Source organism: Amycolatopsis sp. NPDC004368, assembly GCF_053602515.1.
On sequence record NZ_JBSGDT010000056.1, the window covers coordinates 1 to 13,806 of the forward strand.

Below are 13,806 nucleotides of genomic sequence, written 5' to 3' on the forward strand. Positions count from 1 at the left end.
CCGCCCAGTACGAGGCACTACACGCAATGACCCACCCGGTCACCCCAACCCTGGAAACCAGCTAATCCAGTCTCCACCAAACCCGGGGCTTGACAGGCACTATGGGACAGCCACAGGCTGGTTCGGTGCCCCGGTCGCGGTCCTCGTGCTCCTCGCCGTGATGGCCGCCGCCGGGGTTATCACAGCCGTGCTGCTCCGGAGGACATCGAAGCCGCCACCGGACAACGACCGCGCCCTGGGCATCCTCCGGGAGCGGTTCGCCCACGGGGAGATCGGCCAGGACGAATACGAACGCCGGCGCGAGGCGCTCGGGCGTTGACCCGGGGAACGAGGGCGGGCACCACCTGCAGCCAATCCTGGACGCCGCGAGCGTGGAGTACATCCACGAGGAGGTGCCGGTCGAGGTCGACCCCGCCCGGGACGAAGGTCCTCGCAAGCGCCCGCCAACGCCCCTCGTCCTGCTGCCCCGCGACAGAGCACGGTGAACGGACACGCCCATTGCAGTGAAGGAGTCCCCATGACCGTGCGAGTCGGCATCAACGGGTTCGGCCGGATCGGGCGCGACTTTGTGCGTCGAGTCCTCGAACAACCGGACAGCGCGGTAGAGGTGGTGGCTGTCAACGACATCACCACCGCGGACACCCTCGCGCACCTGCTCGCCCATGATTCCACCTACGGCCCGCTGCACGCTCCGGTGCAGGTGATCGATTCGGCGATCGAAGCAGGTGACCAGGTACTGCAAGTCACCTCCGAACCCGAACCGGCGAACCTGCCGTGGGGTGAGTTCGGCGTGGACGTCGTCCTCGAGGCAACCGGCCGTTTCCGCACCCGCGACGCGGCCGCCGGACACCTCACTGCGGGCGCCCGCAAGGTGATCGTCTCCGCGCCGGGCAAGGGCGTCGACGCGACGATCGTGCTCGGCGTCAACGAAGGCACCTACGAGCCGGAGACGCACCACGTGATCTCCAACGCCTCGTGCACGACCAACTGCGTCGCGCCCATGATCCGGGTGCTGCACGAAGCATTCGGGGTCCGGCGCGGGTTCTTGACGACGATCCACAGCTACACCGGCGACCAGGCGCTGCTCGACCGCCCGCACAAGGACCTTCGGCGAGCGCGATCGGCGGCCGTGAACCTGATCCCGACGAGCACCGGTGCCGCCCGGGCGATCGGCGACGTCATCCCCGCGCTTGCCGGATGCCTCGACGGTGTGGCCATCCGCGTACCCGTCGAGGACGGGTCCCTCACCGACCTCACCGTCGAGCTCGACCAGGACGTCACGCCCGACGCGGTCAACCACGCGTACAGCCAGGCCGCGGACGGGCATCTCAAGGGCATCGTCCGCTACACCGAAGCGCCGCTGGTCTCCCGCGACATCATCGGCGACGCGGCCTCGTGCGTCTTCGACGCGAGCCTCACCAAGACCGACGGCCATACCGCGAAGGTGTTCGGCTGGTATGACAACGAATGGGGCTACGCGTGCCGGACCGTGGAACTCGTCGAGCTGGTGGGCCGTGAGCTCGCCCGGCGCTGACCGCGCCACCCGCCGCAGGTGGGCCGATTTGTCCCCAGCCGAACGGCGGGTCGTGACCGGCGCCGCCGTGGTCCAGGGGGCTCTGGCCACGACGGCGTGGTGCGACCTCGCGCACCGGCAGGCGGACCAGGTCCGCGGACCCAAAGCCGTGTGGGCGGCGGTCATCGCCGTCAACTTCGCCGGGCCGCTCGCGTACTTCCGGTGGGGCCGGTTGCGGCCCGGGCCCACAGAGCGAGGCCCCTCGGCTCCAGAGTGATCCACCGCCGAGCCCAGCGCTCGGGGCCAACCACGAACGGACGGATCATGTCTTTCAATCCCGAGCACGAAAAGCTTCCCGACACACAGATTCCCGTCCGGCGCGAGCTTGAGCGGCCCGCGCCAGGCCACGCCCGCCGGGCCATCGGCGGTCGCGCTCTCGCCTTGCTGCGGATCGCCATGGGACTGGTGTTCCTGTGGGCCTTCGCCGACAAGCTGCTCGGCCTGGGCTACTCGACCACCGCCGCGGACGCCTGGATCCGCGGAGGCTCGCCCACTCAGGACTTCTTGAACAACGTCGACGTGGGTCCGCTCGCCTCGACGTTCCACGCCTGGGCCGGCGCGTGGTGGGCCGACTGGCTGTTCATGGCCGGGCTGCTCGGTATCGGCCTCGCCCTTGTCACCGGTGTGGCCCTGCGGATCACCGCCGTCGCGGGCACGGCCATACTGCTGCTCATGTGGGCCACCGACTGGCCACCCGCACGGTTCACCGCCACCGGCGAGGCGACACACTCGACCCACCCGCTCATCGACTACCACGTCATCTACGCGCTTGTCCTCGTCGTGCTCGCCGCCACGCTCGCAGGCGACACCTGGGGCTTGGCCCGCCGCTGGGCCGCGTTCACCGGCGACCGGGCATGGCTGCGCTGAACGTCCACAAGCGACCGAAATGGAGGAAGTCGTGAAAGCACTCGTCTACGACGGTCCGGGTCGTCGATCCTGGACCGACCACCCCGACCCGGAGATCATCGACCCCACCGACGCCGTGGTACGGATCGACGCGGTCACGATCTGCGGCACCGACCTGCACATCCTCAAAGGCGATGTGCCGGAGGTGGAGCGCGGGCGCGTCCTCGGCCACGAGGCCGTGGGCACCGTCTTGCGCACGGGTGGCTCAGTCAGCACGGTGCGGCCCGGCGACCGCGTCCTCGTTTCGTGCATCAGCGCCTGCGGCCGCTGCGAATACTGCCGGCGCGGTACCTACGGCCAGTGCCTCGGCGGAGGTGGCTGGATCCTCGGGCACCTCGTCGACGGCGTCCAGGCGGAACTCGCACGGATCCCGTTCGCCGACACGTCCACCTACCGGCTACCGCCGTCGGTCAGCGACGAGTCCGCGCTGATGCTGGCCGACATCCTGCCCACTTCCTACGAGGTGGGTGTCCGCAACGGGCAGACTAGCCCCGGCGACGTCGTGGTCATCGTCGGAGCCGGGCCCATCGGGCTGGCCGCCATCACCACTGCGCGGCTCTACAGCCCTTCCGCGACCGTCGTGGTGGACAAGGAACCCAGCCGGCTCGGCGCCGCAAAGGATTTCGGTGCCGACCTGGCAGTGGGGCCCGAGGAAGCCGTCGAGGCGGTGCAGGAGGCGAGCCGCGGGCGCGGCGCCGACGTGGTCGTCGAAGCGGTCGGCGTCCCGGAGACGTTCGAACTGTGCACCGAGCTCGTCCGTCCGGGCGGGCACGTGGCGAACATCGGCGTGCACGGCAAACCCGCCACGCTCCACCTCGAACAGCTGTGGATTCGCGACGTCACCATCACCACCGGACTCGTCGACACCTGGAGCACCCCGATGCTGCTGCGCATACTGGCCGCCGGCCGGCTGGACACCAGCCGGTTCGTCACTCACCGGTTCGGCCTGTCGGAGATGGACGAAGCCTACGACGTGTTCGCGCACCCTCAAGACAGCGAGGCGTTGAAGGTGGCGCTGTTCCGCCAGTGACCTGTGCTGCACGGCGAATCGGCCACCATCCGGAAAGGACGGTGGCCGATTCGCTGTCACACAGTCAGGGCCGGTGCGGCGACCACCGGCCGAACCGACCACCGGCGGCGGGCTCTTCCGGGCGGATGCCGCGATCGTCGAAGTGGGCCTTCAACTGCGCGCGTACCTCGACGACCCCGGCGACGCGACGGACCAGTGATTCGATGAGCCCGATCATGCTGTAGCGCTCGACCGTGCCGCGGATCGAGACGATCCCGTCCTGCACCGCGACGCTCAGAGACCGCGGGTCGACGCACATCTCCTTCACCAGCACTTCGTCGCGAACCTCGTCGCGGATCTTTTTGTCCGGCCGCAGGAAGACCCGCACCAGATCGGCTCGTGACACGATCCCGACGAGCGCACCGCCGGCGTCCACCACCGGGATCCGGTGAACACCGCAGGATTCCATCAGTCGGGCCGCCCTCACCACGTCTTCGTCCGGGCCGATCGTCACGGCCGGGCTGGTCATCAGGTCGGCTGCGAACACCCCTTCGGCCTTGCGCCGGGCTCGCCGTGCCCGCGGGCCGAAGCCGCGATGTTCGACTTCGCGCTCGAGCAGGTCACCGCGTGAGACGACGCCAGCCACGTGACCGCGCTCGTCCACGACGGGAGCACCTCCGACTCCGCGTTCCTCGAGCAACGCCGTCACCGCTTTGAAGGGCGTACCGAGGGGGACGCTCACCACGTCCGTTGTCATCACAGCGCCCACTTCGTGCTGTCCGGTCATCGTCCACTCCTCACAACAGCGGGCCGGGCTGGTACGTCCCGACCGCGTCCGCGTCGGATACCGGGCCGCGCTCCTCTGCCGTGCGGACCGGCACGACGACGACCGGACAGCGCGACTCCTTCAGGCAATACGCGGAAACGGAGCCGACTAGCAGCCGCCGCAACCGGCCGTGGCCGTGGCTGCCGACGACGAGCATCGCGGCGTGCTGCGACGTCCGCACCAGGGCCGGACCGGGCGCGCCGTCGACGGTTTCCGTGCGCACGGCCACGGGCTCGGCGCCGGCGAGCGCGTCGGCCACGGACTGCTCCAGCTGCCCGCGGTATCGAGCTTCGATGTCCTGCGGTGACTGCGTCGCCGCGGCCTCCAGGTCGGCGGTCCGGTCGAAGGCCCAGGCTCTCACCGCGACGACCCGGCGGCCGCTGGTGTGTGCTTCGGACAGCGCCCAGCGCAGAGCGGCCGCACTGCCTGCAGAGCCGTCGACGCCGACGACGATGTCGCTCTGGTCCACTGTGGTCACGATGTCTCCTTCACTGACTCAAGGTTCCGAATCGGTGACCGTGCGGCGTCCAGCAGGACGCGACGCTCGGCGGCGGCGATCGCGTGCCGCGCGGCACCGATCGCGTCGGGGTTCACCGAGATCGACGTGATGCCGGCCCGCACCAGATGTTCGGTGAAAGCCGGGTTGGTCGAGGGCGCCTGCCCGCACAGAGACGAAGTGATGCCGTACGTGTTGGCGGTGCGGACGATATCCGAGATCGCACCCAGCACCGCGGGGTCGCCTTCGTCGAACAGTTCCGCGCACTCCGCCGAATCGCGGTCGACGCCCAGCACCAGCTGGGTCAGGTCGTTGCTGCCGATCGACACGCCGTCGATGCCGAGACCGACGTATTCGGGCAGCCAGTGGACCACCGAGGGAACCTCGGCCATGATCCACCGCAGGAGCCCGCGCTGTCGGCCCAGCGGGCTGGCGTCCACCAGTTCGAGGCACGCCTCCAGCTCCCACTTCGTGCGCACGAACGGGATCATGAGGTGCAGGTTCGGTGTACGCTCCCGGACCTGCGCGAGCGTCTTCAGCTCGAGCGCGAACAGGTCGGGCTCGCGAATGTAGCGGTAGCAGCCGCGGTAGCCGATCATCGGGTTGCGCTCTTCGGTCTCGAACGCCTCCCCGCCCGCCAAGCCGCGGAACTCGTTCGTGCGCAGGTCGGTCGCGCGATAGACCACGGGGCGCGGGGCGAACGCCATCGTGATCACGGCAAGAGAATCCGCCATCGCGGTCACGAAGGACTCCTGCTCTCCCCGGGCGAGCAAGTCGCGAGGATGGCGGCCCCCGAGAGCCTCGGTCAGGAGGAACTCCGCTCGGAGCAGCCCGACCCCGTCCACAGCCTGCGCCGCGACTTCCGCGGCGTGCTCGGGCATCGCGAGGTTCACGTAGAGCCGGGTCCCGACCGTCTCGAGGGCCGCGGGAGCTGCCGTCGGCGTCGCGCGGACCGGCTCGTGCACCACCGCACCGGCCCGCACCTCGCCCTGGCTCCCGTCGACCGTCACCAGCGTCCGATCCGCCAGCACCCGGGTCGCATCGCCAGTCCCGACCACGCACGGCACACCCAGCTCCCGAGCAACCACGGCCGCATGGCACGTCATCCCGCCGCCGTCGGTCACCAGCGCCGCCGCGCGGCGAATCGCCGGAACCCAGTCCGGGTTCGTCATCGGCGCGACAAGCACCTCGCCATCCCGCAGCTGTACGACTTCCGCCGGATCACGCAGCACGCGGACCGCCCCGCTCGACTCACCGGGCGAGGCCGCCAGCCCCGTGACCAGCGCGCCCGGCTCGGGTTCGCGGTCGGGCGGGAGCGTCGTGATCGGCCGCGACTGCACGAGCCACGTCCGGTGGTCCTCGATCGCGAATTCCACGTCCTGCGGCACGCCATAGTGGTCCTCGACCCGTGAAGCCAGGCGGGCGAGCTCGAGCACGGTTGCATCGTCGAGCACCCGGCGACCACCGGCCTGCGCGCTCAGGGGGATCGTTACGTCGCCACCGCCGACCTCTGGGATGATCTTGAGCGACTGTGTGCCGATGCGAGCACTGAGCACCCGCAGGTCCTGCTTGGCGACCACGTAGGTGTCGGGCTCGACGGCCCCGCTGACGATCGCCTCGCCCTGGCCGAAGACGGCCTCGATCACGACCTGGTCCCGCTCGGCGGTCCGCGGATCCGCTGTGAAGATCACGCCCGCTCGGTCGGCCGGGATCATCCGTTGCACGACCACCGCGATCGCGGGTTCCGCCGCGTATCCGCGGCTCGCGCGGTAACTCACGACCCGCGGTGAGAACAGCGACGCCCAGCAGTCGACGACCCGCTGGGCCAGGGTGCCTTCGTCGACCACGTTGGTGAAGCTGGCGTTCATCCCGGCGAACGACGCCTCGGCGCCGTCCTCCCCCGTCGCTGAAGACCGCACGGCAACGGTGACCGAGTCACCCAGTTCCCGGTAGGCGGTGGTCACTGCTTCGGCCAGCTCCATGGTCAGACCTGCCGAGCGAACGAGGGCTCGCAGCCGTTCGCAGATCTCGGCCAGCGCCACGCCATCGTCGACGTTGGTCAGCGCTTTGGCATGCACGTCCGCGATTTCGGCCCGCACGCCGGCTGTCTCCAGCGCCGATCGGTAGCCGTCGCGGGTGATCACGAAGCCCGGCGGCACCGGGAAGCCGGCCGCGACCAGTTCACCGAGGTTCGCGCCCTTGCCGCCGGCAACCTCGGCGTCGGTGAGCCGGAGGTCAGCCAGGTTCCGTACGTGGGTCATGAGTATCCTCCCGAACCGCGGGCGAGGCAGCCGCCCGACTTTCCCCATGCTCGCCTCGACGGCGGACGCCGTACCGGAGCACAAAGTCACCCGGCACGGGGCAGACGTCCTCGTCCGCGGTGCGTCGCCCGGCGGAAGATTTCATCGGCGTCGGAAGCAGGATCGCGAACGCCCGCGGCGGCACCAAGTCGAACACCCCTGGAGTCCCGGGACGTAGATCATCAAAGCAGCGAACAGCACCTCGAAAACGATGCGGCCGAGCAGCAGACGGTTGCCGCAGGCACCGCGCTCGTCGCTTGCGCTCGCGGCGGACTCGGCCGGCGCGATGCTCCGCCCCGTGATCGACGGCGAACGCTGGACTGCGAGGATCGAGGCAGCATGGGGATTTACAGCCTCGACGTGGCCTGGGTACCCGCCGTGGAGCAGGTTGGCCGAGCACGGATGGCAGACCGAGCCGGTCTGTCGACCCGGCCCGATCACCGCGACCGATTCCAGGTCCGGCACGTGCGTGAGGCTCGCGGCTTCGGCGACCTCGTCGCGGTGGGCGATCGCCTCCGGGCAGTGGTGGGCGTTGAGCCACAGCGTGACCGACCACTCCGCGCCGTCACGGGCCAGTCGGTAGGGCAGCCCCGTTCGGAGAAGACCTTGATGACCTTCGCGTTTCGGCGAGCACCACCGCGACGAGCCGCTCAGGCCCGCGGTGCGCGCCGTCGCAGCGAGGCGCTCCAGCAGCAAGGAGCGATCCCGTGTGCCCGGTGGGTGCCGTTGACGACCAGGCGATCTCGGCCTCCACCGAGCCGCCATGCCGTTCGAAGTCGGCCGCCCCGTGAGGTCTCCTTCAAAGAAACACCCCAGTCCCGCATGGGTGTCGCCGGGCTCCCCCGCGATCCGGTCCGCCGAACGGTCCATCGTGGACGGCATGAGCCGAAGAACCGGAAATAGCGGTCGCGTTCGTCGAGGCGGGTGCGCAGCGCCTGCGCGGGCATCCGCATCCGCCGGACGCAGGGTCCGGAAGAGACCGACCTCGCCGTCGGCCAGCGGCGCCCTGACGGGTAGGTCTGCGGTCACGGCTCCCCTCGTGCACAGCGGTGGTGGGCGCGGCCGCGACCACGCCCACCACAGGCGGCCCTCAGGCCTTGTCGACGTGGATCTTGATCTGCTTCTCGTGCGGCTGCGCGGCCAACGGCATGGTGATCTCGAGGATGCCGTGGGCGTAGGTGGCGTTCACCTTCGTCGCCTCTGCCCCCGCCGGGAGCGGCACGGTCCGGCTGAACTTCCCGTAGTAGAACTCGCTGCGCCCCCCGCTGGTCTCCCTCGCCTCGCGCTCCGCCTCGATGGTAAGCATTCCGTCGTGCGTCGTCACCGAGATGTGCTTGTCCGGCTCGAACCCCGGCAGTTCCGCGCGAATCGTGTACTTTCCCTCCTTGGTGGACTCCTCGATCCGTACCGGGTTGTGCTCGGCGAACGGCCAAGGGTGGTCCAGCCAGGCGGCGATGCTCGGCAGCGCCATCCGGGAACCCGGCAACAGTCCAGTCATGCTCGCTCCTCTCCTCGGTTTCGGTTTCACGGCCAGGTAACTCTTTTGCGCCGCGTCGGCGAGGCGGCCGGACTGCCCGAAGGCGAAGGACGAAGGTCCCCGCCGAGCTAACCGGCGGCGGCCGGGACTCGCGTCGGGGCGCCGCCGGGGTCCAACCGGAACGGCGGGTACTCGTCGGTCAGCAACGCGACGTACGCGGCGACGCCCAGCGCCCACCGACCATCCCGAGCACGAAGTCGAAGATCTGCCGGGGATACGAGCCGGTGAACAGAGGATGACGGCCGCTACGAACACCAAGATTCCGACCAGGCCGATGGCGGCCCAGTCGCAACCGTTCGCGCCGGCGCGCCCCGCGAACCAACTGCCGCCACCGATGAACAGGCTCACGACGATCGCATGCGGAATGACGAGTAGCCACCATTTGACGAGCACGAGCCCGCGTGAAAGCCGTCCGGGGTAGTCGACGTGCAGGCGGGCTGGGTACTCCGGCACGTCGCCGAGGGTGAACGGCGGATACCGGTCCGTACCGAGTGCAGCGTAGCCGTAGTTGTGCACTCTCCAGCTCCAGCGCAGAACGCCCACCGTGAACTCGAACAGCGACCGCGGGTTTCGCGCGGTGATCAGGATGGCGAAGAACGCGATGATTGCCACTACGAAGTAGGCCAGCCAGAGAAACGCCAGCACGGTGACGTGCTGGATGAGCAGCATCCACTTCACGAGCCACAGCCAGCGGGACAGCGGCATTTCCAGCTCCGCCTCGACCCGGACCGGATACGGGGCGATCATCGCTCGCGCTGCTCGCCCGCGGGCACCGCGGCCGGTTCACTGGCGGTGGCCGGGCCCAGGCGCGGATCACCGGCCAATCGCGGTTGTCCCCGTCCTTCACTCGCAGGGCGGTGACCACCGCACGCTCGGGGAAGCGCGGCCGCGCCCGTTCGATTCGGCCGCCGAACAGCCGGTGCTCGCGGGCCGCGGTGGCGACCAGGACGTCGGAAACGTCGAGGGGTCTTCACCAGCGCGCGTCTGCTGTCCCACCGGCCCGCTCGAGAAGAGCCACACGGGGATCCGTCGCAACTCGTACTGGTGCTCGCCCACGAGCCGCCGGGCGCTTTCGAGCCAATGCCCGGGGTAGACGGCGCTGCCGAGCAGTGCCGCGTCGTTTGCTCGAGCGTCATCGTGGCCGTGGCGGCAATCTGCTCGGCGATCTCCCCGGTGGCCCCGTGCCGGGTGGCCACCGCGGCGAGAACCCTTGTGGCGGAACGCCTTCGGTCAAGAAAACCCACGGTGCCCACCCATGCCGTCGGCACAGGAGAGCAGTAAGTCCCCTTGGGTGGTGACGAAATCGGCTCCGACCGCGCCTTCCTCTCCTAGCGGACGCGGGAAACACCGCTCCAGTCTGGTAGCCCATGCCCTTCCGCAGGAGGCACCATGACCCAGGACCAGCCGCAAGTACCCGAACTGCTCGGTGACGGCTTCGCCCCGCACCCGCAGTTCACGCTCGTGCGTAACACCATCGTCGACGCACCGATCAAGGAAACCTATGCCGCGGCTCGTAACCTCGACCTGACTGACATCCACAGCGGCCTTTTCACGACGGCCGAACGGCTACGCGAGCTGCCCGCGCGCTGGCGCGGCCGCCGGCACGGTCCGCCACGACAGCCGACCCGCCTGACCGTCGACGATCTCGACAGCGGATCGGATTGGGCCCTGCTCGGTGAGCACCCCGGCACCGAGTTCGCCGTCGGCGTGGCAGGCAAGTTCTGGCGTCCCGTCATCGCCTGGCGGCGCGTCGAGCCCGAGGACTTCGCGGACTTCGCCGAACCGGGGTACGGGAAGCTCGTGATCACCTTCGGGGTCCGCCCGTATGGTGCCCACCGCAGTCTGCTGACGATCGACACCCGCGTGCAGCTGACCGACCCGGAGAGCTGGCTGAAGTTCCGCCGGTACTGGCGGGTTGCCTACCCGTTCACTCAGGCCGCTCATACGACGCTCCTGCGCACGATCTCTCAAGATGCGCGCGAACGCAGCCTCTCCGCTTACAGCCGCACAGACTGAACTCACCACTCGAGCCGGTCCCCGCCCCGCCATCGGGAACCGGCTCGAGCTCGCCCGTCATGCTCCGGGCTCGGGTGCCGGCTCCGGCACCACGTCCTTCTCGTTCTCGTCGATTGCGCGCCGCTCGGCTGCGTGCAGGTAGCGGCGGATCGCCGTGCTGCGGGTGGCGTAGCGCCGACGGGAAGAGGCCGCCTGCCGCGGCAGGCGGATCCGGATGTCCGCGAGCTCTGTGTCTTTGGTCCTTCACGACGAGGTGGTGCGACCCTGCCCGGGTGGCGGCGTTCGCCGCAGGCTCGGGTGATGACACCCGCGACGTTCCCATTCGGCCGCATCGCCGGAATCCGGATCGGTGCCCACTGGTCCGTGCTGATCATCGCGGGGCTGCTGGCGTATCTGCTTGCGACGGACGTGTTCCCAGCCGGTGCCCCGGGCACGCCGGCACCGCTGTGCTGGTCTGCCGCGGCCGTTTGCGCGGTCGTGTTCCTCGCGTCCCTGCTCGCGCACGAGCTCTGTCACGCCTTCACCGCAAGGCGGTTCGGCCTGAAAACCGAGCGCATCACGCTCTGGCTGTTGGGCGGCGCAGCCGAGCTTCCCGCGGAACCACGGACGCCCCGGGCCGCGTTGCTCGTCGCCGCGGCCGGCCCCGCCGCGAGCGTGGCCCTCGCCGGTGTTTTCGTGGGTATGGCAGTACTCGCGGCGGGAGCCTTGCCGCCCGTGGTCGTAGTCGCCCTCAGCTGGCTCGGCTGGACGAACGCGGTCCTCGCTGTTTTCAACTTGCTTCCGGCTACGCCGCTCGACGGCGGCCGCATCACCGAAGCCATCGCGTGGAAGGTCAGCGGCGATCGCGTCCGAGCCCGACGAATCGCCAGCCGGGGTGGGCAGCTCCTGGCGGCCCTTCTCGTCGGCTGCGGAACGTGGGTATTCCTGATGACCGGTTCGTTCGAAGGCCTGTGGCTCGTGGCCATCGGCTGGTTCCTGATGTTCGCAGCGCGCAGCGAACTCGTCGCGGCGCCGTTGCGGGAAGCGCTCTCCCAGATCCGGCTGGCCGACGTCATGACAACTTCTCCGGCAACCGCTCCCGGCTGGTACACGGTGCAGGGATTCCTCGACCTCGCGGCGGAGCTGCCCTTCCGCGCCTTTCCCGTGGTGTCCTTCGACGGACACCCGGTCGGCGTCGTCAGCCTCGGACCGCTTGCCCACGTGCCGGAAACCACCCGCACGTCCACCCGGCTCGAGTCGGTGTGCACGAAGCCCCCGGCATGCGTCACCGGACCGCCGGAAACGCCCCTGACGGAAGTGCTGGGCAGGACTGCGTTACGGCCGGGACAGGACCTCATACTCGTCGTCGACCACGGCGCACTCGCCGGGGTTGTCGCGCCGGGTGACCTCGCACGCGCGGTCGAGCTCGCCGCGCTCGGAGTCCGCGTACGCCGGCCCGCCGAGTCCTGACCGCTCACAAAACGGGCAGCGTGAAGATCGCTTTCTCCTCCTGCGTGAAATGCAGGGTCAGCACCGCGGCAAGGCCGTAGGCATCGCGCGGAGGCCGTCGCCCTGGTCGGGCCGGATCATCTCCGGAGACTCCCGCAGGTGCCGGTCGAGCCGGCGATCGAGACGGGCGGTCTCGGTGTGAGTGCGGCTCATCGTCACGGTGCTCTCCACGCAGCCGAGCGGTCCCGCCAACGCCGGGTACAGCTCGTGCTCTTCGGCAGCTTCGTACGGCATGATCTGCCGGAACAGCACGTCACGCGCCCGCCGCACGACGCGGTCGGCCTCGGCCGTCGTGCCACTGTTTGCCGTGCACCACTGCCTCCTCTTCTTGCCGTTATCGGCGCTATCGAGCCACCGTGGCTGCGCGCTCCTGGTCTTCGCGCACGCGTGCGGCCACGTCCTCGGCCAGGCTCTCCAGCGCGGCCGAGTGCACCACACCGACCGGCTCGGGGCGACGCAGCCGCAGCGCCGCCGGCGGAAGCCAGGCGAGGTCGTGCTCGCGCCGGCGGCGCGAGCCGGAAACGCCGGGTTGCTCCAGTCGCCGGCCTCGCAGCACCACGGGTATCAGCAGCGCCTCGCGGCCGGGGAACCGCCGCTTGCCCGTCGTCGCGAGCACGTCCGGCTCTCCCGCGGCACCCCGGTAGACCTGCTTCGCGCCGGGCAGCGTCCGCTTCCCGGTCGAGAGCTTCATCACCGGCCTGCCGTCGTATTCGACGAGCTTGTAGGCGGTGTCGAGTGTCGGGGCGTCCGCCGAGACGCCCACCGCTGCGCCCAGCCCGTCGGCGTTGATCGGTGCCCTGCAGCGGTGAGCCGTTCGAGCTCGTTCTCGCCGAGCCCGCCGCTCGCCATGATGCGAGCTTCGCGGAACCCGGCTCCATCCAGCATCTTGCGTGCGATCTCCGACAGCGCGAGGAGGTCACCCGAGTCGAGCCGCAGTGCCGCGGAGGGCGGCCGGACTCCGAACTCGTGGAACACCTCAATCGCGCGGGCAATCCCCGTCACCGGGTCATAGGTGTCGACAAGCAGCACGGGTGCGGACGGAAAGTCCTCCACGAAAGCACGGAACGCGTCGCGGTCGGACCGGAACGCCTGAAGGTAGGAGTGGGCGACGGTGCCTGCGGGGCACAGGCCGGGACGGGCGACCCCCTCGACGTTGCTCGTGCGGCCGAACCCGGCGATCGCAGTCAGTCCCGCCCTGGCCAGCGCCGCGTCACCCCCGTGCGCACGCCGCGCCGAGAAGTCGACCAGGTCGGCGCCCGGAGCCGCGACGCGGCATCGCGCGGCCTTCGTAGCCACGGCCGTCGCAAACGTCACGGAGTTCAGCAGCATCGTCTCCACCAGCTGCGCCGCCGGTAGCGGCGCGGTGACCTCCAGCAGCGGCTCCCCCGCGAAAACCACCCGCCCTTCGGGGACCGCGCGGACATCGCCGGTGAACCGGAGCCGGGACAGCGCCTCGACGTCGGCGGCCGGCAGTCCGAGCCCTCTCTCAAATACGCTTGCTCTTCCGGCTCGAACCGGAAGTCGCGCAGGAGGTCGAGGCATTCCGCGAGCCCCGCGGCGACCACGAAACCCTGGTCGCGGGGCAGGTCGCGGACGAACAGCCTGAACGTGGCCGGGGCAGTCATGCCGCGGCGCAGGTGGCTCGCGGCCATGCG

Annotated in this window: 15 protein-coding genes and 3 pseudogenes; 7 read left to right on the top strand and 11 right to left on the bottom strand. The window is 69.8% G+C overall.

The window, feature by feature from the left end; genetic code table 11:
• Positions 1-187 precede the first annotated feature (187 nt).
• From ACWEOE_RS40040 to ACWEOE_RS40060, 5 genes are all read left to right on the top strand, one after another.
• Entirely contained in the window at positions 188-319 is a 132-nt protein-coding gene (locus ACWEOE_RS40040) for an SHOCT domain-containing protein (protein ID WP_452018714.1), read from the top strand.
• A gap of 198 nt (positions 320-517) precedes the next feature.
• A complete protein-coding gene (gene gap, locus ACWEOE_RS40045; RefSeq protein ID WP_452018716.1) occupies positions 518-1,534 on the top strand; it encodes a type I glyceraldehyde-3-phosphate dehydrogenase in 1,017 nt (338 codons plus the stop codon).
• The gene (locus ACWEOE_RS40050; RefSeq protein WP_452018718.1) at positions 1,458-1,790 is read left to right on the top strand and encodes a PLD nuclease N-terminal domain-containing protein; all 333 of its coding nucleotides are present in this window, start codon (positions 1,458-1,460) and stop codon (positions 1,788-1,790) included. Before gap ends, ACWEOE_RS40050 begins: the two co-directional genes overlap by 77 nt.
• Positions 1,791-1,837: 47 nt before the next feature.
• Positions 1,838-2,440 carry a hypothetical protein gene (locus ACWEOE_RS40055; RefSeq protein WP_452018720.1) on the top strand — a complete coding sequence of 201 codons (603 nt, stop codon included), beginning with the start codon at positions 1,838-1,840 and terminating at the stop codon, positions 2,438-2,440.
• A gap of 31 nt (positions 2,441-2,471) precedes the next feature.
• The gene (locus ACWEOE_RS40060; RefSeq protein WP_452018722.1) at positions 2,472-3,509 is read left to right on the top strand and encodes a zinc-dependent alcohol dehydrogenase family protein; all 1,038 of its coding nucleotides are present in this window, start codon (positions 2,472-2,474) and stop codon (positions 3,507-3,509) included.
• Positions 3,510-3,573: 64 nt separating this feature from the next.
• On the opposite strand, the gene ACWEOE_RS40065 is transcribed toward ACWEOE_RS40060, so the two are convergent.
• The 6 genes and pseudogenes from ACWEOE_RS40065 to ACWEOE_RS40090 all read right to left on the bottom strand — a co-directional run.
• A complete protein-coding gene (locus tag ACWEOE_RS40065; protein WP_452018724.1) occupies positions 3,574-4,275 on the bottom strand; it encodes a CBS domain-containing protein in 702 nt (233 codons plus the stop codon).
• Between the two features lie 10 nt (positions 4,276-4,285).
• A complete protein-coding gene (locus tag ACWEOE_RS40070) occupies positions 4,286-4,792 on the bottom strand; it encodes a universal stress protein (protein ID WP_452018726.1) in 507 nt (168 codons plus the stop codon).
• A complete protein-coding gene (ppsA, locus tag ACWEOE_RS40075; RefSeq protein ID WP_452018775.1) occupies positions 4,789-7,071 on the bottom strand; it encodes a phosphoenolpyruvate synthase in 2,283 nt (760 codons plus the stop codon). Before ppsA ends, ACWEOE_RS40070 begins: the two co-directional genes overlap by 4 nt.
• A gap of 141 nt (positions 7,072-7,212) precedes the next feature.
• On the bottom strand, positions 7,213-7,806 hold the full coding sequence (locus ACWEOE_RS40080) for a hypothetical protein (protein ID WP_452018728.1): 594 nt from the start codon (positions 7,804-7,806) through the stop codon (positions 7,213-7,215).
• Positions 7,807-8,200: 394 nt separating this feature from the next.
• On the bottom strand, positions 8,201-8,608 hold the full coding sequence (locus tag ACWEOE_RS40085) for an Hsp20/alpha crystallin family protein (protein WP_452018730.1): 408 nt from the start codon (positions 8,606-8,608) through the stop codon (positions 8,201-8,203).
• A gap of 137 nt (positions 8,609-8,745) precedes the next feature.
• Positions 8,746-9,394, bottom strand: a pseudogene (locus ACWEOE_RS40090) (DUF4389 domain-containing protein); the annotation flags it as partial.
• Positions 9,395-10,036: 642 nt separating this feature from the next.
• On the opposite strand from ACWEOE_RS40090, the gene ACWEOE_RS40095 reads away from it, so the two are divergent.
• Both ACWEOE_RS40095 and ACWEOE_RS40100 read left to right on the top strand, forming a co-directional pair.
• Positions 10,037-10,663 (top strand): hypothetical protein, encoded by a 627-nt coding sequence (locus ACWEOE_RS40095; protein WP_452018731.1) that lies wholly within the window; start codon positions 10,037-10,039, stop codon positions 10,661-10,663.
• Between the two features lie 300 nt (positions 10,664-10,963).
• A complete protein-coding gene (locus ACWEOE_RS40100; protein WP_452018733.1) occupies positions 10,964-12,112 on the top strand; it encodes a site-2 protease family protein in 1,149 nt (382 codons plus the stop codon).
• Positions 12,113-12,169: 57 nt separating this feature from the next.
• On the opposite strand, the gene ACWEOE_RS40105 is transcribed toward ACWEOE_RS40100, so the two are convergent.
• From ACWEOE_RS40105 to ACWEOE_RS40125, 5 genes and pseudogenes are all read right to left on the bottom strand, one after another.
• Positions 12,170-12,421 carry a hypothetical protein gene (locus tag ACWEOE_RS40105; protein WP_452018735.1) on the bottom strand — a complete coding sequence of 84 codons (252 nt, stop codon included), beginning with the start codon at positions 12,419-12,421 and terminating at the stop codon, positions 12,170-12,172.
• Positions 12,422-12,494: 73 nt separating this feature from the next.
• A complete protein-coding gene (locus tag ACWEOE_RS40110) occupies positions 12,495-12,842 on the bottom strand; it encodes a hypothetical protein (RefSeq protein ID WP_452018737.1) in 348 nt (115 codons plus the stop codon).
• A complete protein-coding gene (locus tag ACWEOE_RS40115; RefSeq protein WP_452018779.1) occupies positions 12,842-13,489 on the bottom strand; it encodes a hypothetical protein in 648 nt (215 codons plus the stop codon). The genes ACWEOE_RS40110 and ACWEOE_RS40115 overlap by 1 nt, the downstream gene beginning before the upstream one ends.
• A gap of 33 nt (positions 13,490-13,522) precedes the next feature.
• Positions 13,523-13,693: pseudogene (locus ACWEOE_RS40120) on the bottom strand (nicotinate phosphoribosyltransferase); the annotation flags it as partial.
• Positions 13,693-13,803: pseudogene (locus ACWEOE_RS40125) on the bottom strand (hypothetical protein); the annotation flags it as partial. The pseudogenes ACWEOE_RS40125 and ACWEOE_RS40120, both read right to left, overlap by 1 nt.
• Positions 13,804-13,806: the final 3 nt, after the last annotated feature.